The 25,196-nt window shown below is 71.0% G+C and carries 22 protein-coding genes and 1 pseudogene; 10 read left to right on the top strand and 13 right to left on the bottom strand.

Annotated elements, in window-relative coordinates; all coding sequences use genetic code 11:
• From guaA to Q0L54_RS03760, 4 genes are all read right to left on the bottom strand, one after another.
• Nucleotides 1-1,349 (bottom strand): glutamine-hydrolyzing GMP synthase (guaA, locus tag Q0L54_RS03775; protein WP_296665603.1); only part of this gene is annotated, 1,349 nt, incomplete at its 3' end.
• Nucleotides 1,346-1,687, bottom strand: coding sequence for a DUF3817 domain-containing protein (locus Q0L54_RS03770; protein WP_296665601.1), 342 nt, complete (start codon nucleotides 1,685-1,687; stop codon nucleotides 1,346-1,348). The genes guaA and Q0L54_RS03770, both read right to left, overlap by 4 nt.
• Complete coding sequence (locus tag Q0L54_RS03765; protein ID WP_296665600.1) at nucleotides 1,684-2,463, bottom strand: SURF1 family cytochrome oxidase biogenesis protein; 780 nt, start codon at nucleotides 2,461-2,463, stop codon at nucleotides 1,684-1,686. Before Q0L54_RS03765 ends, Q0L54_RS03770 begins: the two co-directional genes overlap by 4 nt.
• The gene (locus tag Q0L54_RS03760; protein WP_296665599.1) at nucleotides 2,460-3,632 is read right to left on the bottom strand and encodes a GGDEF domain-containing protein; all 1,173 of its coding nucleotides are present in this window, start codon (nucleotides 3,630-3,632) and stop codon (nucleotides 2,460-2,462) included. The genes Q0L54_RS03765 and Q0L54_RS03760 overlap by 4 nt, the downstream gene beginning before the upstream one ends.
• A gap of 240 nt (nucleotides 3,633-3,872) precedes the next feature.
• Between Q0L54_RS03760 and pta the strand changes: the two genes are divergently transcribed.
• From pta to Q0L54_RS03745, 3 genes are all read left to right on the top strand, one after another.
• The gene (gene pta, locus Q0L54_RS03755) at nucleotides 3,873-5,951 is read left to right on the top strand and encodes a phosphate acetyltransferase (RefSeq protein WP_296665598.1); all 2,079 of its coding nucleotides are present in this window, start codon (nucleotides 3,873-3,875) and stop codon (nucleotides 5,949-5,951) included.
• Nucleotides 5,948-7,084, top strand: coding sequence for an acetate kinase (locus tag Q0L54_RS03750; RefSeq protein ID WP_366937928.1), 1,137 nt, complete (start codon nucleotides 5,948-5,950; stop codon nucleotides 7,082-7,084). The genes pta and Q0L54_RS03750 overlap by 4 nt, the downstream gene beginning before the upstream one ends.
• Nucleotides 7,085-7,353: 269 nt before the next feature.
• The gene (locus Q0L54_RS03745) at nucleotides 7,354-9,813 is read left to right on the top strand and encodes a phosphoketolase (RefSeq protein WP_296665597.1); all 2,460 of its coding nucleotides are present in this window, start codon (nucleotides 7,354-7,356) and stop codon (nucleotides 9,811-9,813) included.
• A 24-nt stretch (nucleotides 9,814-9,837) separates the two neighbouring features.
• Here Q0L54_RS03745 and Q0L54_RS03740 read toward each other — a convergent pair whose 3' ends face one another.
• Entirely contained in the window at nucleotides 9,838-10,407 is a 570-nt protein-coding gene (locus Q0L54_RS03740; protein WP_296665596.1) for a YdeI family protein, read from the bottom strand.
• A gap of 86 nt (nucleotides 10,408-10,493) precedes the next feature.
• On the opposite strand from Q0L54_RS03740, the gene Q0L54_RS03735 reads away from it, so the two are divergent.
• On the top strand, nucleotides 10,494-11,456 hold the full coding sequence (locus Q0L54_RS03735) for a zinc-binding dehydrogenase (protein ID WP_296665595.1): 963 nt from the start codon (nucleotides 10,494-10,496) through the stop codon (nucleotides 11,454-11,456).
• Here the strand turns inward: Q0L54_RS03735 and Q0L54_RS03730 are convergent.
• Nucleotides 11,443-12,156: a glutamine amidotransferase gene (locus Q0L54_RS03730; RefSeq protein WP_296665593.1), complete on the bottom strand. Its 714-nt coding sequence runs from the start codon at nucleotides 12,154-12,156 to the stop codon at nucleotides 11,443-11,445. The two genes, Q0L54_RS03735 and Q0L54_RS03730, sit on opposite strands and share 14 nt — an antisense overlap.
• A 153-nt stretch (nucleotides 12,157-12,309) precedes the next feature.
• On the opposite strand from Q0L54_RS03730, the gene Q0L54_RS03725 reads away from it, so the two are divergent.
• Nucleotides 12,310-14,100 (top strand): ABC-F family ATP-binding cassette domain-containing protein, encoded by a 1,791-nt coding sequence (locus Q0L54_RS03725; RefSeq protein ID WP_296665592.1) that lies wholly within the window; start codon nucleotides 12,310-12,312, stop codon nucleotides 14,098-14,100.
• A gap of 15 nt (nucleotides 14,101-14,115) precedes the next feature.
• Here Q0L54_RS03725 and Q0L54_RS03720 read toward each other — a convergent pair whose 3' ends face one another.
• A complete protein-coding gene (locus tag Q0L54_RS03720; RefSeq protein WP_296665590.1) occupies nucleotides 14,116-15,240 on the bottom strand; it encodes a GuaB3 family IMP dehydrogenase-related protein in 1,125 nt (374 codons plus the stop codon).
• A 122-nt stretch (nucleotides 15,241-15,362) separates the two neighbouring features.
• On the opposite strand from Q0L54_RS03720, the gene Q0L54_RS03715 reads away from it, so the two are divergent.
• Both Q0L54_RS03715 and Q0L54_RS03710 read left to right on the top strand, forming a co-directional pair.
• Nucleotides 15,363-16,130, top strand: coding sequence for an exonuclease domain-containing protein (locus Q0L54_RS03715; protein WP_296665589.1), 768 nt, complete (start codon nucleotides 15,363-15,365; stop codon nucleotides 16,128-16,130).
• A 115-nt stretch (nucleotides 16,131-16,245) separates the two neighbouring features.
• Nucleotides 16,246-17,520, top strand: a complete 1,275-nt coding sequence (locus Q0L54_RS03710; protein ID WP_296665587.1) for a Glu/Leu/Phe/Val dehydrogenase — start codon at nucleotides 16,246-16,248, stop codon at nucleotides 17,518-17,520.
• 3 nt (nucleotides 17,521-17,523) lie between these two features.
• On the opposite strand, the gene Q0L54_RS03705 is transcribed toward Q0L54_RS03710, so the two are convergent.
• Nucleotides 17,524-18,273 (bottom strand): TSUP family transporter, encoded by a 750-nt coding sequence (locus Q0L54_RS03705; RefSeq protein WP_296665586.1) that lies wholly within the window; start codon nucleotides 18,271-18,273, stop codon nucleotides 17,524-17,526.
• Nucleotides 18,274-19,785 carry an IMP dehydrogenase gene (gene guaB / locus Q0L54_RS03700; protein ID WP_296665584.1) on the bottom strand — a complete coding sequence of 504 codons (1,512 nt, stop codon included), beginning with the start codon at nucleotides 19,783-19,785 and terminating at the stop codon, nucleotides 18,274-18,276. It abuts the gene before it with no gap.
• A gap of 212 nt (nucleotides 19,786-19,997) precedes the next feature.
• Between guaB and Q0L54_RS03695 the strand changes: the two genes are divergently transcribed.
• Nucleotides 19,998-20,288, top strand: a complete 291-nt coding sequence (locus Q0L54_RS03695; RefSeq protein ID WP_296665583.1) for a WhiB family transcriptional regulator — start codon at nucleotides 19,998-20,000, stop codon at nucleotides 20,286-20,288.
• 92 nt (nucleotides 20,289-20,380) lie between these two features.
• Here the strand turns inward: Q0L54_RS03695 and groES are convergent, their stop codons facing one another.
• Nucleotides 20,381-20,674 (bottom strand): co-chaperone GroES, encoded by a 294-nt coding sequence (groES, locus tag Q0L54_RS03690; RefSeq protein ID WP_296665582.1) that lies wholly within the window; start codon nucleotides 20,672-20,674, stop codon nucleotides 20,381-20,383.
• Nucleotides 20,675-20,852: 178 nt separating this feature from the next.
• Here groES and Q0L54_RS03685 point away from each other — a divergent pair, with 178 nt between their 5' ends.
• Nucleotides 20,853-22,022: a class I SAM-dependent methyltransferase gene (locus tag Q0L54_RS03685; protein WP_296665580.1), complete on the top strand. Its 1,170-nt coding sequence runs from the start codon at nucleotides 20,853-20,855 to the stop codon at nucleotides 22,020-22,022.
• Nucleotides 22,023-22,032: 10 nt separating this feature from the next.
• Here the strand turns inward: Q0L54_RS03685 and Q0L54_RS03680 are convergent, their stop codons facing one another.
• Together Q0L54_RS03680 and Q0L54_RS03675 are read right to left on the bottom strand one after the other, a co-directional pair.
• On the bottom strand, nucleotides 22,033-22,548 hold the full coding sequence (locus Q0L54_RS03680) for a hypothetical protein (RefSeq protein ID WP_296665579.1): 516 nt from the start codon (nucleotides 22,546-22,548) through the stop codon (nucleotides 22,033-22,035).
• 23 nt (nucleotides 22,549-22,571) lie between these two features.
• Nucleotides 22,572-23,183, bottom strand: a complete 612-nt coding sequence (locus Q0L54_RS03675; RefSeq protein ID WP_296665577.1) for a LysE family transporter — start codon at nucleotides 23,181-23,183, stop codon at nucleotides 22,572-22,574.
• Nucleotides 23,184-23,254: 71 nt separating this feature from the next.
• Between Q0L54_RS03675 and Q0L54_RS03670 the strand changes: the two genes are divergently transcribed.
• A complete protein-coding gene (locus Q0L54_RS03670; RefSeq protein ID WP_296665576.1) occupies nucleotides 23,255-24,244 on the top strand; it encodes an ArgP/LysG family DNA-binding transcriptional regulator in 990 nt (329 codons plus the stop codon).
• 389 nt (nucleotides 24,245-24,633) lie between these two features.
• Here the strand turns inward: Q0L54_RS03670 and Q0L54_RS03665 are convergent.
• Nucleotides 24,634-25,170: pseudogene (locus tag Q0L54_RS03665) on the bottom strand (glycoside hydrolase family 3 N-terminal domain-containing protein); the annotation flags it as partial.
• Nucleotides 25,171-25,196: the final 26 nt, after the last annotated feature.

Raw genomic sequence — 25,196 nt, 5'->3', positions numbered from 1 at the left:
AGGAGCACCACGGGGCACTGCCAGATGTCGCGGTCGAGGCCCGCCCGGGTCAGCTCCTCCCGGGCGATCGCGTCCGCGGCGCGCAGCACGTCGAGACGGTCCTGCGAGACGGCGCCGATGATCCGGATGCCCAGCCCGGGGCCTGGGAAGGGCTGGCGCCACACGATCTCCTCGGGCAGCCCGAGCTCGAGGCCCACCGCGCGCACCTCGTCCTTGAACAGCGCCCGGAGGGGCTCGACCAGGCCGAACTGCAGGTCGTCGGGAAGGCCGCCCACGTTGTGGTGGCTCTTGATGTTCGCCGCGCCCTCGCCGCCGCCGGACTCCACGACGTCGGGATACAGCGTGCCCTGGACCAGGAACTTCACGGGGTGTGCGTCGTCGCCGGACTCGACCAGCGCCCGCGCCTCGGCCTCGAACACGCGGATGAACTCACGGCCGATGATCTTGCGCTTGTCCTCCGGATCCGTCACGCCCGCGAGCGCATCGAGGAACCGCCGACGCGCATCGGCCACCACCAGGCGCACGCCGGTGGACGCGACGAAGTCCTGCTCGACCTGCTCCGCCTCACCCGCGCGCAGCAGCCCGTGATCCACGAAGACGCAGGTGAGCTGGTCGCCCACGGCCTTCTGCACCAGCGCGGCCGCGACGGCCGAGTCGACGCCGCCGGAAAGCCCGCAGATCACCCTGCCCTCGCCCACCTGGGCGCGGATGCGCTCCACCTGCTCGTCGATGACGGACTCGCTGGTCCAGTCCGGGGTGAGGCCCGCGACCCGGTAGAGAAAGTTCTCGAGCGCGGCCTGGCCCAGCGGCGAATGCTTGACCTCGGGGTGCCATTGCATGCCGCACATCCGCAGTTCGAGGTTCTCGAACGCGGCGACCGGTGCGCCATCGGTGGTCGCGAGCACCGTGAAGCCCTCGGGCGCCTCATGCACGGAGTCGCCGTGGCTCATCCACACCTGCTGCTCCGCGGGACTCCCCTCGAGCGCAGTGCCCGAGGCCGTCACGCGTGCGACGGTGCGCCCGTACTCGCGCAGTCCGGTCCGCGCGACGGTTCCGCCCATCGCCTGCGCCATCGCCTGGAAGCCGTAGCAGATGCCCATCACGGGCACGCCGCCATCGAACAGAGCCGGGTCGATCTGCGGGGCGCCGGGTTCGTACACGGAGGACGGGCCGCCGGACAGGATGATGGCCGAGGGGTCCTTCGCGAGCATGTCCGCGGCGCTCATCGAGTGAGGGACGATCTCGGAGTAGACGTGCGCCTCGCGCACGCGCCGCGCGATGAGCTGCGCGTACTGGGCACCGCAGTCGACCACAAGGACGGGACGATGCTGGGTCTGGTTCTCGGTCATCGTGTCTCCAGGGTCGCGGCGACGTCCGCGCTCACGCGGCGCTCGGCGAAGAAGGACAGGAAGGGGATCACGCCCCCAAGGCCCATGTACACGAGCCGCCCGAGGCCCCACCGCATCAGCGTCCATAGGTGCACCGTGGTGACGAGGTACGCCACGTAGATCCAGCCGTGCACGATCGCGATGCCCGAGGTGATGGCGACGAACGTGGGCTGGTCGATCCCCACCACGTACTTGAGGATGACGCCGAGCGTGACGGCGAGCAGGAAGGATCCGGTCACGAATGCCATCACGCGGTACCGCGTCAGAGCCCCGGGGATCCGGCTGGTGGTCTCGCTCACGCGTGGTCCTCCCGTGCGTCGGCCTCGGGGTCGGTCGCCTCCGGGCGCACGCGTCCATTGTCGCGTATCCAACGCACCCCGACGAACAGTGCGAACGCCCCGAAGAGCCACCATTCGACCGCGTACGCCGCGGATCTGAAGTTGATCTCCGTGGTCGGTTCCAGCGGCTCGAGCGCCGTCCAGGTCTCGCTGCCGTCGTAGGAGACCAGCACGGCGCCGTAGAGCGGCGCGGGCCACACCTGGGCGAGCTCCGAGGTGGCGAGCGCGGACGCCCAGAACGTCCCGGGCGCCGGGGCCGTCTCGGGAGGCGACGATGCGGCGGCGGCCTCCGGCGCGCGAAGGTAACCGTCGAGGGAGACCTTGTCGGGCCCCGGGTCGGGGCCCGCGGGCTCGCCCTCGGGACGCCATCCGACGACGACGGCGAGCGTCGCCGCCTCACCGGTGCCGGTCGCGTCCGCCGGCACGGTGAGCGCGCGCACCAGTAGCTCGGCCGGCGTGCCGTCGACCTCCCTGCCGGTCACCACCGCGGCGTCGACGCCGGCCCACGTGCCCGTCACCGTCACCTGGCGCCCCAGGGCGATGCCGGCGGGCTCGGCCGGACGCAGCAGGTCAGCGATCGGTGCGGGCGGGTCCGGCTGCACCACCCGACCCGTGCTGGATGCCCGGGCCCACTGCCACCACCCCAGCGCCGTGCAGGCGGCGACGGAGATCGCGACGATCAGGACGGCGGCGAGGACGCGTCCCCACAGGACGGAGCCGCGAGCGGTCGCCGTCACCGCGCACGCCGGTTCGACGAGGCCCGGATGCCCTCGTCGCCCAGCGGTCGGACCCGCACGCAGTCGCGTCCGGCGAGTTTCGCGTCGTACAGCGCATCGTCCGCCCGCTTGACCACGCGGTGGCTCATGCGATCGGCCACGCCGTCGGCGACGCCCACGGACATCGTGACCCCGTGTACGTGGGTGCCGCACTCGACGGGCGACCCGCCCACGATGCTTCTCATCCGCTCCATCATCATGGTGGCCTCGTCCAGCGAGGTGTCGGCGAGCACGAAGATGAACTCCTCGCCGCCCCACCGCCCCACGGAATCGGTGGCCCGCAGCTCGCCGCGGAGACGATCGCCCAGGGTGGCCAGCACTCGATCACCGCACGCGTGGCCGTGGGTGTCGTTGAGCTGCTTGAAGCGGTCGAGATCCGCGACGGCGACGCAGTACGAGCTGCCCTCGTCGCTCGCGACCTGCTCGAGACGTGCCGTGATGGGCCGGCGGTTCTCCAGGCCGGTGAGCATGTCCGTGTTCGCGAGGTACTCCGCGCGCGCCGCGTGCTGCGCGGCCTCGAGCTGCGATGCCGCCGCGCGATGATGCGCAACCACCGACAGCACGAACATCAGCGTCGCGGTGCCGACGGCATTGACCGCGAACATGCGCCCCAGCTCGAGCTCCCCCCGGGTCCAGGAGGGTCCCACTGCCGGCGCCAGCAACTGCGAGTACAGGAACGCGCTGGCGGACACGGCGACGAACACCCACCGCCATAGCCGCTGGCGATCGATGAACACCAGGAACACCAGTTGGGCAGCGGTGATGAGGTAGAGATGGTGACCGGTACGCCACCCGAACAGCTGGACCATGTAGACCATCGCGGCGGTGGCGACCGAGAGGTACAGGACCGCGCCAGCGAGTTGGTGACCGCGACGGACCACGAGCACGCAGAGGCAGAAGCCGAGGACCGCTGCGCCGTTGAGCCAGGGCAGCACGCTGGCGGATCCGGTGCCCGCGCCATAGAACAGCGTGAAGGCGACGGTGGGCAGGATCGAGATCAGAGCGAACATCTGGACGGTGCCGGCGGCGCGGCCCGCCTCGGCCCCGAGCCCTGCCACTCGACGCTCGAACACCGCCGCGACCATCAGGGGGATGCGCGACAGGCCCTCGACTCCCGCCCGTGTCGCCATCGAACTCCTCGTCATTCGCGTCCCGATCGCGGCGCGCGCAGGTGGGGCCGGCCCGTCCCCTCGATACGACCGCACGCTCAGCCTACCCAAGCCCTGCCCCGCATCGGCCCGGCGGCGCGTCCTCCGCGACCACCCGTGCGCGGGACAACCGACGATGGCGAGCCTCGCTCCGCCGGGCGGTCGACAGGCTGCGGGACCTTCGACCAGGTGGTCGGGGCGACTTCGTGAAACTATGACCTCGTGGCACGCAGCATCTACATCGCATCCGCCGAGGGGGACACCGGCAAGTCCACCATCGCGCTCGGCATCACCAATATGCTCGCGAAGCAGGTGGGACGAGTCGGGATCTTCCGTCCGGTGGCGCGCGTCGCCGACGGTTCGGACTACGTCCTGCAGCTCCTCCTGGGACACGACAGCATCGACCTGTCGTACGAGGAGGCGATGGGCGTCACCTACGACGACGTCCACGCGGACCCGGAGCGAGCGCTCGCGACGATCGTCTCGCGCTACCACGAGGTCGAGCGCAAGTGCGACGCCGTGGTCATCGTGGGCACCGACTACACGGACGTCTCGGCGGCCGCCGAGCTGGAGTTCAACGGGCGCATCGCCGCCAACCTCGGAGCGCCCGTCGCGCTGGTGGTCCACGGCAGCGACAGGACGCCTCAGGAGGTCGCGCAGGTGGTGGAGCAGGCCCGCTCCGAACTCGCCGCGAGCCACGCTCACGTCGCCGCCATGTTCGTCAACCGCTGCAAGCCGGACGACGTCGACGCGATCGCTGCGCTGCTTCCGGACGATCTACGCGTGGGCGTGCTGCCCGAGGACCCGATCCTCGTCGCGCCCTCGATGAGCCAGCTCGCCGAGGCGGTCGAAGGCACGCTCGTCTCCGGCGACCCGGCGCTGCTGGCCCGCGAGTCCCGCGGGATCATCGTGGGCGCGATGACCACGTCGAACCTGCTCGACCGGCTCGACGACGGCTCCGTGATCATCACGCCGGGCGACCGCGCCGACACCCTGCTCGCGCTGCTGGCCGCGCACGGCGCCGAGGGCTTCCCGGCGCTCACCGGCATCATCCTGTCCGGGGGGTTCGAGCCCCGCACGGCCGTCCGCCGGCTCGTCGAGGGCCTCGGATCCTCCCTACCCGTGGTTCGGTCGGACCTCGACACGTTCGAGACCGCGCGGCGCTGCTCGGCCACGCGGGGCCGGCTCTCGCGCGAGAGCCAGCGCAAGGTCGACACGGCGCTGGCGATGTTCGACCAGCGCGTCGACGCCGACAAGCTGCGTCGCGTGCTCGACGTCGCCCACACCGAGGTCATCACCCCGCTGATGTTCGAGTACGGCCTGCTGGACCGTGCCCGCTCCCGCAAGCAGCACATCGTGCTTCCGGAGGGCGGCGACGATCGCATCCTGCGCGCCGCATCGTCCCTCCTCACCCGTGCCGTGGTGGACCTGACCCTGCTGGGCAACGAGCAGGCGATCCGAGCTCGCGGCGCCGAGCTGGGCCTCGAGCTCGAGGCTGCGCGGATCATCGACCCCACCGATCCCGAGCACGTCGAGCGCTTCGCCGCGCAGTACTACGAGATGCGCAAGCACAAGGGCGCGACGCTCGAGGCGGCCCGCGACCGGGTTCAGGACGTCAGCTACTTCGGCACGATGATGGTCCAACTGGGCCTCGCGGACGGCATGGTCTCGGGAGCCGCCCACACCACCGCCCACACGATCATGCCGTCGTTCCAGATCATCAAGACCGTCCCGGGCGTCTCGATCGTCTCCTCGGTGTTCTTCATGTGCCTGGCCGACCGCGTGCTGGTCTACGGCGACTGCGCGGTCAACCCCGACCCCACCGCGGAGCAGCTCGCGGACATCGCCATCTCCTCCGCGGAGACCGCCCTGCAGTTCAACATCGAGCCCCGCGTCGCGATGCTGTCCTACTCGACCGGCGAGTCGGGCACCGGCTCCGACGTCGACAAGGTGCGCGAGGCGACCCGCCTGGTGCGCGAGCGGAGGCCCGACCTGCTGGTCGACGGCCCGATGCAGTACGACGCCGCCGTCGAGCCGTCCGTCGCCCGCTCGAAGGCGCCCGACTCCCCCGTCGCCGGCCGCGCCACGGTGCTTGTGTTCCCCGATCTCAACACCGGCAACAACACCTACAAGGCCGTGCAGCGCTCGGCCGGAGCCGTCGCGGTGGGCCCCGTCCTGCAGGGCCTGCGCAAGCCGGTCAACGATCTCTCGCGCGGCGCGCTCGTGCAGGACATCGTCAACACGGTGGCGATCACCGCGATCCAGGCCCAGAATCTCAAGACTTCGGAAGGCAACGCGTGAGCGTCAACTACATCGGCATCGCCCTCGTCCTCAACTGCGGCTCCAGCTCGATCAAGTACCAGGTGGTCGACACCACGCTCGATGAGCCGCTCGCCTCCGGGCTCGTCGAGCGCGTGACGGACCACAACGAGGGCGTCCGCCAGATCATCGCGTCGCTGTCCGCGCCCGACTCTGGCGTGGACGTCAGCACGCTCACCGTGGTGGGTCACCGGGTGGTCCAGGGCGGGTCGGAGTTCTCCGCCCCCACCGTCATCGACGATTCGGTCGAGACCAGCATCGCCAAGCTCTCGGTGCTCGCGCCTCTGCACAACCCCGGCCACGTCGCCGGCATCTCCGCCGCACGCGCCGCGTTCCCCGACATCCCCCACGTCGCCGTCTTCGACACCGCGTTCCACGCCACGCTGTCCGAGGCCGCCTACTCGTACGCGATCGATCCGCGCCTGGCCCACGAGCACGGCATCCGCCGCTACGGGTTCCACGGCACCTCTCACGGGTTCGTGTCGCGGGAGTGCGCGGAGGTCATGGAGCGCGACCCCAAGGAGCTGCGCATCATCACGCTGCACCTGGGAAACGGCGCGTCCGCGGACGCCATCAAGGGCGGCTTCGCGATCGACACGTCGATGGGCCTCACGCCGCTCGACGGCCTGGTGATGGGCTCCCGCACGGGCGCGATCGATCCCGCGGTGGTGTTCCACCTGCACCGCGCCGCCGGCATGGACATCGACGAGATCGACAACCTGTTCAACAAGCGCTCCGGCATGCTGGGCCTCACCGGCTACTCGGACATGCGGGACGTGCACAAGGCGATCTCCGAGGGCAGCCACGAGGCGCAGGTGGCGCTCGAGATCTACTGCCGTCGCATCAAGGGCTACGTGGGCCAGTACATGGCGCAGTTGGGCGGCCTCGACGCGATCGTGTTCACCGCCGGCGTGGGCGAGAACGACGAGGTGGTGCGTCGCGAATCGCTGAGCGGGCTCGCCGAGCTGGGCATCGTGATCGACGACGAGCGCAACGCGGGCCGCAAGAAGGAGGCGACGCTCATCTCGACCGACGACTCGCGGGTCCAGGTCTGGGTGATCCCCACCAACGAGGAGCGGGAGATCGCGGCGCAGTCGATCGCGGCGGTCTCCTGACCCGGTACGCGCTGCCCCGCTACGCCCCCCACTTCACGCCCTGACACTGCGCACGGAGTTGCGTGCGACACCCCGCGTGGCACGGGACGATGCGCGGCTCGGGACGGCGTGTCGGCGCCAGGTCCGTGCGGACCGTCGGGAGCAACAGGCCCCGCGCCGCCGCATCGTCCGGCTGCGGTGCGTCCTCCACCCTCGAACCGGGACCTTCGCCCGGCAATGTGAACGTTAACGGTGCCATGCTGAGGAGCAAGTCCACCTGGAGGTCAACCATGACTCAGACGCCTTGGCAGTTCCGCACCACTGCAGCCGCGACCGACAGCGAGATCGAGGGCATCGACCGCTGGTGGCGTGCCACGAACTACATGTCGGTGGGGCAGATCTACCTGCTCGACAACCCGCTGCTGCGCGAGCCGCTGCATCGCGATCACGTGAAGCCGCGACTGGTGGGTCACTGGGGCACCACCCCCGGCCTCAACTTCCTCTACGCGCACCTCAACCGCATGATCAGGGCGCGGCAGCAGCCCACGATGTACATCATCGGCCCGGGGCACGGCGGCCCGGGCCTGGTCGCGTCGAGCCTGCTCGACGGCACCTACACGGAGACCTACCCCGACATCTCGCTCGACGAGGCCGGCCTCAAGCGCCTGTTCAAGCAGTTCTCGTTCCCGGGTGGAATCCCGTCGCACGTCGCGCCCGAGACGCCCGGCTCGATCCACGAGGGCGGCGAGCTGGGCTATGCGCTGAGCCACGCCTACGGAGCCGCATTCGACAACCCGCACCTGCTGGTGGCGGCTGTGGTGGGCGACGGCGAGGCGGAGACCGGCCCGCTGGCGACGTCCTGGCACTCGAACAAGTTCATCGACCCCGCCACCGACGGGGTGGTGCTGCCGATCCTCCACCTCAACGGCTACAAGATCGCGAACCCGACCGTGCTGGCGCGCATCAGCGAGGAGGAGCTCACCGCGCTGATGGTGGGATACGGCCACACGCCGCACCTGTTCACCGCCGGCTTCGACGGCGAGGACGCGGCCTCGATCCACCGGCGCTTCGCCGCCGTGGTCGACGACGTGCTCGACGAGATCGCAGCGATCAAGGCGCAGGCGGCCCAGGATCCGGACATGGACCGCCCCATGTGGCCCATGATCGTCATGCGCACGCCTAAGGGCTGGACCTGCCCACCCGAGATCGACGGCAAGCGCACCGAGGGCTCGTGGCGCTCGCACCAGGTCCCGCTCGCGAGCGCACGCGACACCGACGCACACCTCGCGACCCTCGAGGGGTGGCTGCAGAGCTACCGCCCCGAGGAGCTGTTCGACGCGAACGGCGCACCCACCGCGGAGACCACTGCGATGGCGCCGGAGGGCGACCTGCGGATGTCGGCGCGCCCCGAGGCCAACGGCGGCGTGCTGCTCAAGGACCTACGGCTGCCGGACTTCCGCAAGTTCGGGGTCGACGTGCCCGCGCCGGGCTTCGGCCAGGCGGAGGCCACCAGGGTGCTGGGCTCGTGGCTCAAGGCCGTCATGGCGGAGAATCGCGACAACTTCCGGATCTTCGCGCCCGACGAGCTGGCGTCGAACCGCATCCAGGCCGTGCTCGACGTCACCGACAAGGTGTGGAATGCCCAGATCGACCCGGACGACGGCAACATGGCCCACGACGGCCAGGTGGTCGAGATGCTGTCCGAGCACCAGTGCCAGGGCTGGCTCGAGGGCTACCTCCTCACCGGCCGGCACGGCCTGTTCACCTCGTATGAGGCCTTCATCCACCTCGTGGACTCCATGTTCAACCAGCACGCGAAGTGGCTCAAGGTGGCCAACGAGCTGCCGTGGCGTCGCCCCGTTGCCTCGCTCAACTACCTGCTGTCGAGCCACGTGTGGCGCCAGGATCACAACGGCTTCTCCCACCAGGACCCCGGCTTCATCGACCACGTGGTGAACAAGAAGGCGGAGGTGGTGCGCGTCTACCTGCCCGCGGACTCCAACACCCTGCTGTCGACATACGACCACTGCCTGCGCTCCCGCAACTACGTCAACGTGGTCATCGCGGGCAAGCAGCCGCAGGCCTCGTGGCTCACCATGGAGCAGGCGATCGACCACTGCACTCGCGGCGCCGGGATCTGGGAGTTCGCGTCCAACGTGCCGCACGGCGAGGAGCCGGACGTGGTGATGGCGGGCGTGGGCGACGTGCCCACGCTCGAGGTGCTCGCCGCGATCGACATCATCCGCGAGGAGCTGCCGGAGCTCAAGGTGCGCATGGTCAACGTGGTGGACCTCATGAAGCTGCAGCCGGAGAAGGAGCACCCGCACGGCATGTCGGACCGCGACTTCGACCAGCTGTTCACCACGGACAAGCCGATCATCATGAACTACCACGGCTACCCGTGGCTCATCCACCGCCTCACCTACCGCCGCAACGGCCACGCGAACCTGCACGTGCGCGGCTTCAAGGAGGAGGGCACCACCACCACGCCCTTCGACATGGCGATGCTCAACGACATCGACCGGTACCACCTGGTGATGGACGTCATCGATCAGGTGCCGCAGCTGGGCACCCGTGCCGCGTCGCTGCGCCAGAAGCTCTACGACAAGCGGCTCGAGGCGCGGCGCTACGCCCGCGAGTTCGGCGAGGACCTGCCCGAGGTTCGCGACTGGGTGTGGCCCGATGCGCGGGCCCTAGGAGCGGACGCCGAGGTCGACGCCGTGGCCGCGACCGGCGGTGACAACGAGTAGCGGCCCCGCGATCGCGGCCACGCGCTATCCCTCGCGCAGCCCCTCAAGCGCCCTGGCGAGGCGCCGCGCCCTCAGCTCGGGCGTGGCCGCCGTGATGACCGGGATGATGACGGAGAAGCGCTCGGCGCGGGTCAGCGTCTCGAAGCGCGCGGCGGCAGCAGGATCGTCCGCGAGCGCCGCCGTGAGCTCTTGTGGAACCACCGCATCGGCCGAGCCCGGATACGCCCTCCCCCACCGCCCGTCGGCCTGAGCGGCAGCGACCTGAGCGACGCCCGCGGGTCGCATGCGCCCCTCGGACTCGAGCCGAGCGATGTGGTCCACGTTGCGTGCCGACCACAGCGACCGCGCGCGGCGCGGCGTGAAGCGCTGCAGAAACGTGAGCTCGTCGTTGCTGCGCTTCTGTCCATCGATCCAGCCGCTGCACAGCGCCTCATCGAGCGCGTCGTCATAGTGGAGAGACGTGGGTTCGGTGGTGCCCTTCTTCGCGAGGACCAGCCACACGCCGTCGGACGTGGACTCGTGCTGGTCGAGCCACGAGCGCCACTCGCCCGGATCGGCGACGCAGAGCGGCTCCCGGGGGTCAGGTGCGGCCATGGTGCGAGTGTAGGCAAGACGTCGGACGTCGGGCGTCGGGACCAGGGTCCGGCCCGGGCCCGCGGCGGCGGCGTAGTTTGAGAGTCATGCTCGCCGCCTATGCCGCCCGATTCGATCCCACCGCCCCGGTCGCCGCCCTCGAGGTGGGCGACCGGCCCGAGCCCGAGGCCCGGGAGCACTGGACCACGGTGGACGTGCGCGCCGCGAGCCTCAACCATCACGACCTCTGGTCGCTGCGCGGCGTGGGCCTCACGCAGGCCCAGCTGCCCATGATCCTCGGCACCGACGCCACCGGCGTGACGCCCGACGGCGCCGAGGTGGTGGTGCACGCCGTCATCGGGGCGGACGGGCACGGTGTGGGGCCGCGCGAGCCCCGCTCGATCCTGTCCGAGCGCTACCCGGGGACGCTCGCGGAGCGGGTCGCGGTCCCCACGGCGAACCTGGTGCCCAAGCCCACGGCGCTGTCGTTCGAGGAGGCCGCATGCCTCCCGACCGCGTGGCTCACCGCCTACCGGATGCTGTTTGTGGCCGCTGGCCTCAAGCCGGGCCAATCGGTGCTGGTGCAGGGCGCAGGGGGCGGCGTCGCCTCGGCCGCCATCGCGCTCGGCGCGGCGGCGGGCATCGAGGTCTACGCCTCGTCGCGCTCGGCCGCGAAGCGCGACCGTGCCGTCGCCCTGGGCGCCGCCGCCGCCGTGGAGCCCGGTGCGCGCCTCCCGATCCGGGTGGACGCCGTCATCGAGACGGTGGGCAAGGCGACGTGGGCGCATTCCGTCGCGTCGGTCAAGGCGGGCGGCACCATCGCGATCGCCGGCCTGACCTCCGGTGACCCGGAGCCGGCGCACCTCACCCGGGTGTTCTTCCACGAGGTGCGGATCCAGGGCGTGACCATGGGCACCCGCGAGGACCTCGCCGCGCTGCTCGCCTTCCTGGCACGCACCGGCGTGCGCCCGGCGATCGACGGGACCTTCGCGCTCGCGAGCGCCCGTGACGCCTTCGCTCGCATGGCCTCCGGCGAGCACTTCGGCAAGGTGGTCCTCACCGTCGGCTGATCGCGGGAGGCTCAAGGCCCCGCAGATACTCCCGGATCATCCGCACCCCGGCGACCGCCGCATCGTCCCCCACCTCGCGGGACCGCGACCGCAGCTCCGGCACGGACAGGCGATGCGCGCGCAGCTCGTCGGAATGGCCGATCAGCCACTGCTCGATGCGCTCGCCATCCACCTCGGGGTGGAACTGTACGCCCCACTGCGCGCCGATCGCGAAGGCCTGGCACGGCGTCGACTCCGTCGAAGCGAACACCGCGGCGCCGGCCGGCGGGACGATGCGGTCGCCGTGCCAGTGGAGCACCGGCGCGCCCGCGAGGTGGCGGAGCGGGGTGGACGATGCACCGGGCGCCAGGTCCACGCCGCCCCACCCGATCTCGGGCTCGCCCGGAGTGACCGAGCCGCCGAGCGCGACGGCCAGGAGCTGCGCCCCGAGGCAGACGCCCAGGGTGGGCCCGTTCGCGGCCGCCCGCGCGCTCAGCAGCGCGATCTCCTCCGTGAGCACGGGGTACTCGGTCGCGTCCGCGACGCCGATGGGGCCGCCGAGCACGATCAACAGGTCCGCCATCAGCGCCGGCTCGAGGTCATCCACCCCGGCGTCGACGTAGCGGACCTCGTAGCCGTGGGCCGCGATCTCCGCCTCCCACACGCCCAGATCCTCGAACGCGACATGGCGCAGGGCGACGCAGGTGCGGGCGGCGGTCATGGCGCGAGCCTACGGCCCGCTTCGCCCCTGACAGTGCGCACGGTCCGAGATCCGACACCCCGCGGATCCACCCCTGAACCGGTCCGCAGCACGGGGTGTCGAGCGCAAGTCCGTGCGCACTGTCAGGGAGCGGGCGCCGACTACCCTTGCCTGGTGGCTCACCTTCTTGGCGCCGAGGCGCTTCACCTCGACTTCGGCACCGGCACCGTCCTCGGTTCCATCTCCGTAGGACTCGACGACGGCGACCGGATCGGCATCGTCGGTGCCAACGGCGCGGGCAAGTCGAGCCTCATGAAGATTCTCGCCGGCCGCCTCGAGCCGCACGATGGCCGCGTCACCATCGCGCGCGGCACCCGCGTCGGCGTGCTCGACCAGTCCGATCACGTTGACACGTCGCTCACCGTCGCGCAGGCGATCGTGGGAGATCGCGACGACCACGAGTGGGCTGCGGATCCCAAGATCCGCGACATCATGTCGGGCCTGGTACCCGACCTTCCGGCCGATGCGATCGTGGGCGACCTCTCGGGTGGCCAGCAGCGCCGCGTCGCCCTCGCGCATGTGCTCGTCGAGGATCACGATGCAGTGTTCCTGGACGAGCCCACCAACCACCTGGACGTCGAGGGAGTCACCTGGCTCGCCGAGCACCTCAAGCGCCGCTGGGCCGGGAGGCAGGGCGCCCTGCTGGTGGTCACCCACGACCGCTGGTTCCTCGACGAGGTCACCACCCGCACGTGGGAGGTCCACGACGGTGCGATCGACGTCTACGAGGGCGGTTACGCCGCGTACGTGCTGCAGCGCGTCGAGCGGGACCGCATCGCCTCGGTCACCGAGCAGCGCCGGCAGAACCTCATGCGTAAGGAGCTGGCCTGGCTGCGCCGCGGCGCCCCGGCGCGCACGTCGAAGCCCAAGTTCCGCATCGACGCCGCCAACGCGCTCATCGAGGATGTGCCGCCCATCCGCGACACCGTCAAGCTCCACCGCATGGCCGCGGCGAGGCTGGGCAAGGATGTGGTCGAGCTGGTGCGCTGTTCCGTCTCCTATGGCGACAAGCGCGTCCTCACGGAACTGGACTGGAACATCGGCCCCGGCGACCGCATCGGCCTCCTGGGAGAGAACGGCGCGGGGAAGTCAACGCTGCTGCGGCTCATCACCGGCGAGCAGCAGCCCACCAGCGGTCGCGTCAAGACCGGCATCACGGTGCGCGTGGCCCAGCTCAGCCAGCAGCTCGCGGAACTCGAGGAGCACGCCGATGAGCGGGTCTCTGCCGTCGTCAAGCAATTCAGCTCCCTCACCTTGTCCGACGGCCTGGAGATGACCCCCGGGCAGCTGCTCGAGCGGATGGGCTTCACCTCGGCGCAGCTGAAGACTCAGGTGAGCCGGCTCAGCGGCGGCCAGCGCCGCCGCCTCCAGTTGCTCGTGGTGCTTCTCAGTCAGCCCAATGTCTTGGTACTCGACGAGCCGACCAATGACCTGGACACCGACATGCTCGCCGCCTTTGAGGACCTGCTCGACGCATGGCCCGGCACGCTGATCGTCGTCAGCCACGACCGTTACCTCATGGAACGCATCACGGATACGCAGTACGCCGTCATCGACGGCGGCCTTCGGCATCTCCCGGGCGGGGTCGACGAGTACGTCACGCTGTCCCGCGAGCGTCGCGCGGGAGGCTCCGGCATCGGCACCTTCGGCGCCGCGAGGGCCGCCGCAGGCCCGGCGACGGTCGCCGGAGCCGAGCGCCGCGACGTCGAGAAGGAGCTCAAGGCCGTCGAACGCAGGATGGCGAAGGTGAAGGAACTCACCGAGGGCACGCATCACGAGATGGTGATGCACGATCAGAGCGACTTCGCGGGCCTGTCGAAGTTGATCAAGGACCTGCGCTCGCTCGAGGACGAGACCGGGGAGCTCGAGGAGCGGTGGCTGGAACTCGGCGAGCAGCTGGGCTGACCCGCGCCATCGTCCCTAATGTGGCTGGTACGGGCTCACCACGATATCGACGCGCTGGAACTCCTTGAGGTCGGAGTAGCCGGTGGTCGCGAGCGAGCGACGCAGGGCGCCCATGAGGTTGGCCGTGCCGTCGGCGTGGCCGCCGGGGCCGAAGAGGATCTCGTCGAGCGGGCCGGTGGTGCCCACGTGGACCCGCTCACCGCGCGGCAGCTCGGGGTGATGCGCCTCCGGGCCCCAGTGGTAGCCGCCTCCGGGCGCCTCGACCGCGCGCGCGAGCGCCGCGCCCAGCATGATCGCGTCCGCGCCGCACGCGAACGCCTTGACGATGTCGCCGGACCGGCCCAGGCCGCCGTCCGCGATCACGTGCACGTAGCGGCCGCCCGACTCGTCGAGGTAGTCGCGCCGCGCCGCGGCGACATCGGACACCGCCGTCGCCATGGGCGCGTGGATGCCGAGCGTGGTGCGCGTGGTCTGAGCCGCCCCACCGCCGAAGCCGACGAGCACACCGGCCGCGCCCGTGCGCATCAGGTGCAGCGCCGCCTGATACGTCGATGCGCCCCCGACGATCACGGGGACGTCGAGGTCGTAGATGAACTTCTTGAGGTTGAGAGGCTCGGCGTCCGCGGAGACGTGTTCGGCGCTCACGGTGGTGCCGCGGATCACGAACAGGTCGACGCCCGCGCGGAGCACGGTCTGGTAGTGCTCCTGCGTGCGCTGCGGGCTGAGCGCGCCGGCCACCACGACGCCGGCCGCGCGGATCTCCTGGAGGCGGGCGGTGATGAGCTCGTCCTTGATGGGCTCACGGTAGATCTCCTGCATGCGGCGGGTGGCCGCCGCGGGGTCCAGCTCGGCGATCTCCGCGAGCTGCGCCGTGGGGTCCTCGTAGCGGGTCCACACTCCCTCGAGATCGAGCACGCCCAGTCCCCCCGCGCGCCCCAGCGCGATCGCGGTCGCCGGGCTCATGACCGAGTCCATCGGGGCGGAGATCACGGGGATCTCGAAGTGGAAGGCGTCGATCTGCCAGCCCAGGCTGACCACCTGCGGGTCGCGCGTGCGTCGGGAGGGAACCACCGCGATGTCGTCGAAGGAGTAGGCCCGGCGCCCGCGCTTGCCGCGGCCGATCTCGATCTCGTTGCTCACGGGAACCACCCTATCGCCCGGCACGTGCGTCACCGCGGGGTCACCCCGGAGGCCGGGACGATGCACGGGCGGCTGGGGACGCCGCGTCGCCGAACGTCGGAGGGCCGTGCAAGGCTGAGACCATGAGCTGGCTAGACGAGACCATGGTGGGGTTCGACACCGAGACGACCGGCGTGTCCACCGCGAACGATCGGATCGTGACCGCCGCCGTCATCACCCGAACCGGAGCCGCCGTCACGGCCCGCACGTGGCTGATCGACCCCGGGATCGAGATCCCCGATGCGGCGAGCGCCGTCCACGGCATCTCGACCGAGCAGGCGCGCGCCTCGGGGGTGCAGCCGCCCGAGGCGCTGGAGCAGATCGCGGCCATCCTCGCCCAGGCGCTCAACGCCGGGTTCCCCGTGGTGGCCTACAACGCGCAGTTCGACCTGACCATCCTCGAGGCCGAGCTGGCGAGGCACGGCCTCTCCTCGCTCGCGTCCCGACTCGACGCAGGGACCGCGCGGCCCATCGTCGATCCCTACGTGATCGACCGGCACCTCGATCGGTACCGCAAGGGCCCGCGCAAGCTCATCGACCTCTGCCGGATCTACGCCGTGACGGTGGAGGCGGATCACCTCCACGCGGCGGACGCGGACGTGCTCGCGACGCTCGACCTGGTGCAGGCCCTCGCGAGCTCCTACCCGGCGCTGCGAGAGGTCTCACTGGACTCGCTGCACGATCAACAGATCTCGGCCTACCGCGACTGGGCCGTCAACTTCGCGGCCTACCTGAAGTCTCGGGGCGTCACAGAGGATCTCCCAGATCCTCGATGGCCCGTCGCCCCGCGCGAGGCTGCCGCATCGACGCCTCAGGCGACGGCCAAGAAGGGGCCGGGCACCCTCTTCTGACCCGACCCGCCGGATGTACCGCGCGGCCACTCGGAGGCGTGATCTTCGCCGCCGCGTCGAACCGGGGTGAGGCCGCGGAGGGTTAGTGTCGAGGAGACACCTACCGGAGGTCACAATGTCGTGGTCCACCACCGCCGACGCCCCCGCGGCGACCGGCCCCCTTGCCGACGCCCACGCCCAGTTGGACGGCGCGATCGGCCATCTCGGGTACGACGGCGGCATCCGCCAGATGCTCGCCACCCCGCGTCGCGAACTCATGGTGAGCGTCCCGTTGCGTCGCGACGACGGCTCCATCGCGGTCTACTCGGGCTATCGCGTCCAGCACAACTTCTCGCGAGGCCCCGCAAAGGGGGGCCTGCGCTACGCACCCTCCGTCGACCTCGACGAGGTGCGCGCGCTGGCGATGTGGATGACATGGAAGTGCGCGCTCGTCGACGTGCCGTACGGCGGCGCCAAGGGTGGCGTCGCCATCGACGTACGCGAGCATTCGACGCCCGAGCTCGAGCGTGTGACGCGCCGTTACATCTCCGAGATCCTGCCCATCATCGGTCCGGAGGTGGACATCCCGGCCCCGGACATCGGCACCGATGAGCGCACGATGGCCTGGATCATGGACACCTACTCGGCGGCCGTGGGACACACCGTGCCCGGCGTGGTGACCGGCAAGCCCGTGAGCCTGGGAGGGTCGCTGGGCCGCGCCTCGGCCACCTCCCGGGGCGTCGCGAACATCGCGCTGATGGCGATGTCCTCGCGCGGCATGAGTCCCGAGCGCACCACGGCCGCGGTGCAGGGATTCGGCAAGGTGGGTCGCGACGCCGCGCGCTTCCTCAGCGCCGCGGGAGTGACCGTCCGCGCGGTCAGCGACATCGACGGAGCGGTCTACGACCACCGAGGCCTCGACATCGCGCGGCTGTCCGCGCACGTCGACCTGACCGGCTCGGTGGTGGGCTTCGAGGGCACCGAAGCGATCGACGCGGCGTCGATCCTCACCCTCGACGTCGATGTGGTGGTGCCGGCGGCGATCGAAGGCGTGCTCACCGCCCAGAACGCCGGCAAGGTGCAGGCCAGGATCGTGGTCGAGGGCGCCAACGGCCCCACCACCAAGGAGGCGGACGCGATCCTCAGGGACCGGGACGTGCTGGTGGTGCCGGACATCCTTGCGAACGCGGGCGGCGTGGTGGTCTCGTACTTCGAGTGGGTGCAGGCCAACCAGGCCTATCAGTGGTCCGAGCGGGACGTGAACGACAGGCTCGAGGAGCGCATGACGCGCGCGTGGCACGACGTGGTGGACTACGCGGGCGCCCATGACCTGTCGTACCGCGAGGCCGCCACCGTGCTCGCCGTGCAGCGCGTCACCGAGGCCCACAAGCTCCGGGGCCTGTATCCCTGACGGTCAGCCCACGAGGAAGCGGATCAGCATCCCGACCGACATCACCACGATCAGCACCCGCAGCACCACCGGGCTGACCTTGAACAGCACGTGGGAGGCGACGTACGACCCGACCAGCTGCCCGCCGATCATCACCGCCCCCACCGTCCACAGCATCTGACCGGCGAGCGCGAACACCAGCAGGGACGCGATGTTGGTCGCGAAGTTGAGGGTCTTCGCCACAGCCGTCGACCGCACCAGGTCATAGGCGCGCAGCGTGACGCCGGTCATCGCGAAGAGCGAGCCCGTCCCGGGCCCGAAGGCGCCGTCGTAGGCGCCGATCACCGGCACCACGGTCGCTTCGTAGGGCGCGGCGGACATCCGCGCGCGATCCGGGGGGTGGTGCGCCCGCGGGACGAAGGCGAAGTACGCGGCGATCGCCGCGAGCACCACGGGGATGACCACCTCGAGCGGCTCCGAGTCAGCGAACTGGATCGCAAAGGAGCCTGCGGCCGAGCCCAGGAACGCCCACAGCATCGGCCACCGCACGTCCGCCCACCGGACCCGCCTGCGCCGGATCACCTGCCACGTCGCCATCCCGGTGCCGAACGATCCCTGCAGCTTGTTGGTGCCCAGGGCCTGCAGCGGCGGGACCCCCGCGAGCAGCAGTGCGGGTAGCGTCAGCAGTCCGCCGCCGCCCGCCAGCGTGTCGACGAACCCGGCGACCAGCGCGACCACCGCGAGAATCGCGAGCGTCTGCCAGGCGAGCTCCACCTACGAGCGACCGGCGTAGTTCGGGGCCTCGACGGTGATCTGGACGTCATGCGGATGGGACTCCTTGAGCCCCGCGGGGGTGATGCGCACGAACTTCCCGCGAGCCTGCAGCTCGGGGATCGACCGCGCGCCCACATAGAACATCGACTGACCCAGGCCGCCCACCAGTTGGCGGACCACGGAGGAGAGCGGGCCTTTGTAGGGGACGCGACCCTCGATGCCCTCCGGGATCAGGTCATCGTCGCTGGGGGCATCGGCCTGGAAGTAGCGGTCCTTCGAGTACGACGTGCGCCCGCGCGACGCCATGGCGCCCATGGAGCCCATGCCGCGATAGCTCTTGAACTGCTTGCCGTTGACCAGCACCAGGTCCCCCGGCGTCTCCGCGCAGCCGGCGAAGAGCGAGCCGAGCATGACGGACGATGCGCCCGCCACCAGGGCCTTCGCGATGTCGCCCGAGTACTGCAGGCCGCCATCCGCGATCACCGGTACGCCCGCCGGATGAGCGGCCTTCCACGCCTCGTACACCGCGGTGACCTGCGGCACGCCCACGCCCGCGACCACGCGGGTGGTGCAGATCGAGCCGGGGCCCACGCCCACCTTCACCGCGTCCACGCCGGCGTCCACCAGCGCCTGGGCTCCCGCGCGGGTGGCGACGTTGCCGCCGATCACCTGGACATGCGCGGTGGCGGGGTCGGACTTGAGACGGTGAATCATGTCGATCATGGCGCGGGCATGGCCGTGCGCGGTGTCCACCACCAGCGCGTCGACCTCCGCCTCGACGAGTGCGGTGGCACGCTCCCACGCATCGCCGTAGAAGCCCACCGCGGCGGCCGTGCGCAGGCGACCCTCGTGGTCCTTCGAGGCGAGCGGGTACTTCTCGGTCTTGACGAAGTCCTTGACGGTGATGAGCCCGGTGAGCCGGCCATCGGCGTCCACGAGCGGCAGCTTCTCCACCCGGTGCCTTGCCAGCAGCTCAGCGGCGTCGGCATTCGACACGCCCTCGCGCGCGGTGATGAGCGGCATGGGAGTCATCTGCTGGCGCACCAGCCGCGAGGCGAACTCCGACGTGCTCACGAAGCGCAGGTCCCGATTGGTGATGATGCCCACCAGCAGGTTGTCCTGATCGACCACCGGCAGCCCGGAGACCCGGTACTTGGCGCACAGCGCATCGAGCTCCGCGAGCGTGGCGTCGGGGCCTACCGTGACGGGATCGGTGATCATCCCCGACTCGGACCGCTTGACGATCTCGACCTGGTGCGCCTGGTCCTCGATCGAGAGGTTGCGGTGCAGCACGCCGAGGCCGCCGAGACGCGCCAGCGCGATCGCCATGCGGGCCTCGGTGACGGTGTCCATCGCCGCGGACAGCAGCGGGACGGCGACGGAGATGCCCTTGGTGAGACGGGTGGTGGTGTCAACCTCGGAGGGGATCACGTCAGACTCGCCGGGCAGCAGCAGGACATCGTCGTAGGTGAGTCCGGTGAAGCTGAAGGGATCGTTGTCGAGCGCCGCCATTGGCCCATTCTAGGGCGGCCCGGCGACGGCCAAGAACCAGGCAAATCGGGACTTCACAAGGCCACTCGACGGTGTTATGAATGGGAGTGAGGGGCGGACGGCCCGGAGCGAAGAGGCTTCGAGGCGTCCGAAGTCCAGAGACGACCTTACTGAAGGGTGACGGAGGCAACGGCGCCTTCGTCGGTACCCTCGACGACCCTTAAGGGGGCGCTATGGAAGCGGTGGCAAAGCTACCCGCACCGACGCAGGATCAGTGGGAATGGCAGTACGAGGGAGCGTGCCGCGGCGCGGACCCAGATCTCTTCTTCCACCCCGAGGGTGAGCGAGGAGCCGCGCGTCGGCGACGCGCCGAGACGGCGAAGACCTTCTGCGCTCACTGCCCCGTGCTCGACCTGTGCCGGGAGCGTTCGCTCACGGCTCGGGAGCCGTTCGGGGTGTGGGGCGGGCTGAGCGAGGACGAGCGTCACGCGATCCTCGCCGGTCGCCTCAAGAAGGCAAGTTAGGGGAGGAGGGCGCGGCACCCAGGTGCCGCGCCCGGGTATGACGACGGGCCCCGGGGCGTGATGCCCCGAGGCCCGTCGTCGCGCTCGTCGGACTAGCCGACTACCGCGAGCAGGTCGCGCGCGGAGAGGATGAGGTACTCCTCGCCCGCGTACTTGACCTCGGTGCCGCCGTACTTGCTGTAGATGACCTTGTCGCCCACGTTCACGTCGAGCGGGACACGGTTACCGTTGTCGTCGATGCGGCCGGGGCCCACGGCCACGACCTCGCCCTCCTGGGGCTTCTCCTTGGCCGTGTCAGGGATCACGAGGCCGGACGCCGTCGTGGTCTCGGCCTGAGCGGCCTTGACCACAACCTTGTCCTCCAGAGGCTTGATTGAGACCGACACTGCGGACCTCACCTTCCGTCGTCGAAGTATGTGATGATGCGGGCCGCCGGCCACCTGCCGTCGCGGGGGTCAGGTCGCAGTCGGTTCCGCGCTCGTGAGAGCAGAACCAATTTAGCACTCACCCACGGAGAGTGCTAACCCACGAGGCGCTGTTCGCCGCGCGTGAAAGGATCGCCCCATGGACCCCGCGGTCGCCCGCCTCACCGTCGGCGAGGAATGCCTGGCGCTCGCCGCACGCATCGGCGACTTCGAGCCGGCGACCGCGCTGCGGTTGAGCGATCGCTTGCGGCGCGAGGGCCGGCCGGGCGACCTGGTGGCCGCCGCGATGACCCTCGCCGAGCTCCGGAGCGAGGCCCGCCCGCGCCTGGGGCCCGCCGCCGCCGGCATGGCGCTGCATCGCGCCGGGCTCGAGCAGGCGTCGCGCGCGGTCGTATCCGCGCTCCACGCTCAGCGATTCGCCGATGCCGGCTGCGCCCTGGTCGCGGACCTCACGTGCGGCCTGGGCGCCGACGCGATGGCGATCGCGGACCGCGGCATCGATGTAGTCGCGTTCGAGCTGGACGAGGCGACCGCGGTGCTCGCCGCACATAACCTGCGACAGTGGCCACGCGCGAGGGTGGTGCACGGCGACGGCCTGTCGGGGCTCGCCGGGTTGGACGCCGACGGCGTGTTCGCTGATCCCGCCCGCCGCACCTCGCGCGGCCGGCGGCACGATCCGGCCGACTACTCGCCGCCGCTCGACCGGGTGCTCGACCTGCGGCACACGGTGCGCTCGCTTGGGGTCAAGGCGGGACCGGGCCTGCCTCACGAGGCGATACCCGACGGCATGGAGGCGCAGTGGGTGAGCGTCGACGGCGCCGTGGTGGAGGTGGGGCTGTGGGCGGGCGCCGCCGCGCGGGGCGAAGGCCACTCCGCGATGGTGATCCGCGGCGGCGAGCGCCACGAGATCTCCGGACCCACGGACCGCGCGGACGTCGGGCCGCTGGGCGGATGGCTCCTGGAGCCCGACGGCGCGGTGATCCGCGCGGGGCTTGTCGGAGTGCTCGCGGACCGCATCGACGCACGCCTGATCGATCCCACCATCGCGTATCTCACCGCGGATGCCCCGGTGGCGTCCCCGCTCGCGCGGGCATACCGGGTCACGGACCGTCTGCCGCTCGACGTCAAGGTGCTCGCGCGGGAGCTGCGCGCCCGCGACGTGGGCACCGTCGACATCAAGAAGCGCGGCGTGGATATCACCCCGGAGCAGCTCCGGCCGCGGCTGAAGCTCAAGGGGTCGCGCCGCGCCACGCTGGTGTTGACCCGGATCGCCGGGCATCACACGGCGCTGCTGGTCGAGCCCGCGTAGGGCCCCGGGACTAGCGTCCGTCCGGAGAGCGCAGCGCCTTCGACACCATCTGTTGACTGGTGCCCATCCGCCGCGCGATCTCGGTTTGGGTGACTCCGTCGCGATGCAGGTCCCGCATGCGCTCGAGCGTGGCGTCATCGAACGCCGCCTCGTCGGGATCGCGCCCGACGATGCGCCCCACCATGACCGAGTCGATCGTGAAGCGCGAGACTCCGAACGCCGCCGCGACGTCGACCCGGGGCTCGCCACCTCGGACACGGTCGATGATCCGCGCGCACTGGGCGGTGGTGAGCGGCGGGCGCCGAGGTGTGCTCGGCGAGGAGGGTGCGGCAGCCGCGGGGCGCTCCGCGCGCGCGGCCGGCGCGGCGATCGGGCCGCCCGCGGCAGCGCGCGTGCGGCCGGTGACGATCGCGGACACGGTGTTCTGCGCGATCCCGAATGCGGCCGCGAGGTCGACCTGCCGCGCTCCTGCCGCGTACCGCGCGCGCACCTCGACCACCTCAGCATCGCTCAGCCGGTTCGCCATGAGGCCAGCGTAGGCGCACCGGGTCAGGAGCCGACCACGAGCGAGACGGCGATCGCGACCATCACGACCGCGATGGCGCCGTCCAGAATGCGCCAGGCTCGCGGCCGCGCCAGGACCCCGGACAGCAGCCTCGCCCCGTAGCCGAGAGCGCTGAACCACACCACGCTCCCGGTCATGGCCCCGGCGGCGAACAGCCACCGTGCGTCGCCGTGCGTCGAGGCCACCGTGCCCAGCAGCACCACGGTGTCGAGGTAGACGTGCGGGTTGAGCCAGGTGAGCGCGAGCGCGGTGAGCAGGACCGCCCGTCGGGACGATGCGGCGGGCGCCTGCGCGTCCGCCGTGTCCAGATGCTCGCCAGCCGCACTCAGGGCCCGGCGGGCCGCGAGTATCCCGTAGACCAGCAGGAACGCGGCGCCGGCCCAGCGTGCGCCCGTCACCAGCCACGGGACGCTCTCGATCGCCGCGCCCACGCCCGCGACGCCGGCGGCGATGAGCACCGCGTCGGACACGGCGCACACCAGCACCACGATCCCCACGTGCTCACGGCGCAGGCCCTGACGCAGCACGAACACGTTCTGCGCGCCGATGGCGACGATGAGCGACAGGCCCAGGCCCAGGCCGGCGAGAAAGTTCATGGCGCCACCGTAGGCCTCCGGGCTCAACCAGCACCACTTAGAATTTCTTCTTTACTATTAGACTCGCTGATATGAGAATCCCGCCGGAGCTCGCACATTCGCTCGCCGTCACGGTCGAGCAGGGCTCCCTCGATGCGGCCGCGCGCGTCCTGCACGTCACGCAGTCCGCCGTGAGTCAGCGCCTCGCGACGCTCGAGCGGCTCACGGGCCAGGTCCTGCTGGTGAGGTCGCGCCCGGTGCGTGCCACCGCGGCCGGCGAAACCGTGATCCGTTACGCGCGGCAGGTGGCCCATCTGGACGCGGACGCCGCGGCACACCTGGGGCTCGCGGACGGCGCGCGCGCCACCCTCCCGATCGCGGTGAACGCGGACTCGCTCGCGACGTGGCTGCTCGAGCCGCTGGTGCGGGCATCCGTGGCGCTCGGGGTGACGCTCGACCTCCACCGGGAGGATGAGAGCCGGACGGCGGAGCTGCTCGCCCGGGGAACGGTGGTCGCCGCCGTGACCACCCGAGACGTTCCGGTGCCCGGCTGCACCGTCGGCTTCCTGGGCGTGATGACCTACCGCGCGGTCGCCGCTCCTGACTTCGCACGCACCTACCTGCCCGCGGGCGCCACCGCCTCAGCGCTCGAGAGGGCCCCGGTCGTGGACTTCGACGGAACCGACAGCCTCCAGTCGCAGTGGCTCAGCAGCCGGGGCGTGGACCCGACCGCGCCGCCGCGGCACCGCGTTCCGTCGTCCTCGGAGTTCGCGCGGGCCATCGCCCTCGGGCTGGGATGGGGGATGCTCCCGGCGCACCAACGCGCGGGGCGCGACCTGACCGACCTCGGCGGACCGGAGCTCTCCGTGCCACTCCACTGGCAGCAGTGGCGTCTGCACTCGACGCACCTGGACCAGTTGGCGCGCGAGGTCGAGCGGGCCGCTGCGGGCACGCTTACCCGTCATGCCGCGCAGGAGGGGATCGCCCCACGCCCCATGTCCACGGGCCAACTGCCCCCCGCGGCAGCCGCACCGACCAGCACGTCGGCGAGCCCCGCGAGCGTCGCGGACGAGTCGCCGTAGACCGCGATGTAGGACTGGGCGCTGGAGTCGAAGAGCCCCCACGGCCCGTCCAGGGCCACCACCACGTCTGCCGTGACGCGCGTTCGACCGGAGGGCACCAGCCGGATCTCAGGTCCGCCGCCGAGCGCGACCCCATGGGCCTGGAGCGCCTCGCCCAGCACACGTCGGGTCCGATCCGTGCCCCCAGTCACCGTGGCCGCGGCCCCGACGATCGGGGCGGCGCAGTCACCGGCGGCCACCGTCGCCCCGGCGGCGGCCAGCGTCCGCGCGTAGCCCGGCGTGGCATCGTCGCCACTCAGGCCGGCGTTCCAGCGCAGCAGCAGGATCGACCGCGCCGCGGCCTCGTCCAGCCGTGATCGTGGCAGATCGCCGTCCTTGACCGCCGCGACGATGCCGTCGATCGCGCCTCCCAACGAGGCGGGCATGAGCAGCACATCGGCGCCCGCGGAGAGCGCGGCGACCGCGGCCTCGCCCGCCGTGTGCGTGTCCACGATGGCCCCCATGTTGAGGGCGTCGGTCACCGCCACCCCGGTGAAGCCCAGCTTCGCACGCAGGTAGTCGTAGGCCGCGGGCGCGAAAGTGGCGGGACCGCCGCCCCACTCCGCGACCTCGATATGCCCCAGCATGACGGCGGGCGCACCGGCGTTGACGGCAGCCGCGAACGGGAGCAGGTCCCGCGTCTCCATCTGCGCGACGGTGCGCCGCTGGACCGGAAGACCATCGTGGGAATCGACCCCCACGGAGCCGTGCCCAGGAAAGTGCTTGATGACCGGCACCACGCCGCCGTCGACGAAGCCGTGCACGGCCGCCACCACGGTGGACGCGACATTCGACGGCGCCGAGCCCGCGCTGCGGGTCCGGATGGTCGGATCGTCGAGCCCGATGGTGACGTCGGCGACGGGCGCGAGATCGACGTTGACGCCCAGCGCTCGAATGTCCGCGGCGGAGGATC

The sequence above is a fragment of the Demequina sp. genome (genome assembly GCF_024642165.1).
Taxonomy (GTDB): Bacteria; Actinomycetota; Actinomycetes; order Actinomycetales; family Demequinaceae; genus Demequina.
Note: the sequence above shows the minus strand (reverse complement) of the source record. Positions and strands in the feature narration are given on the sequence as shown.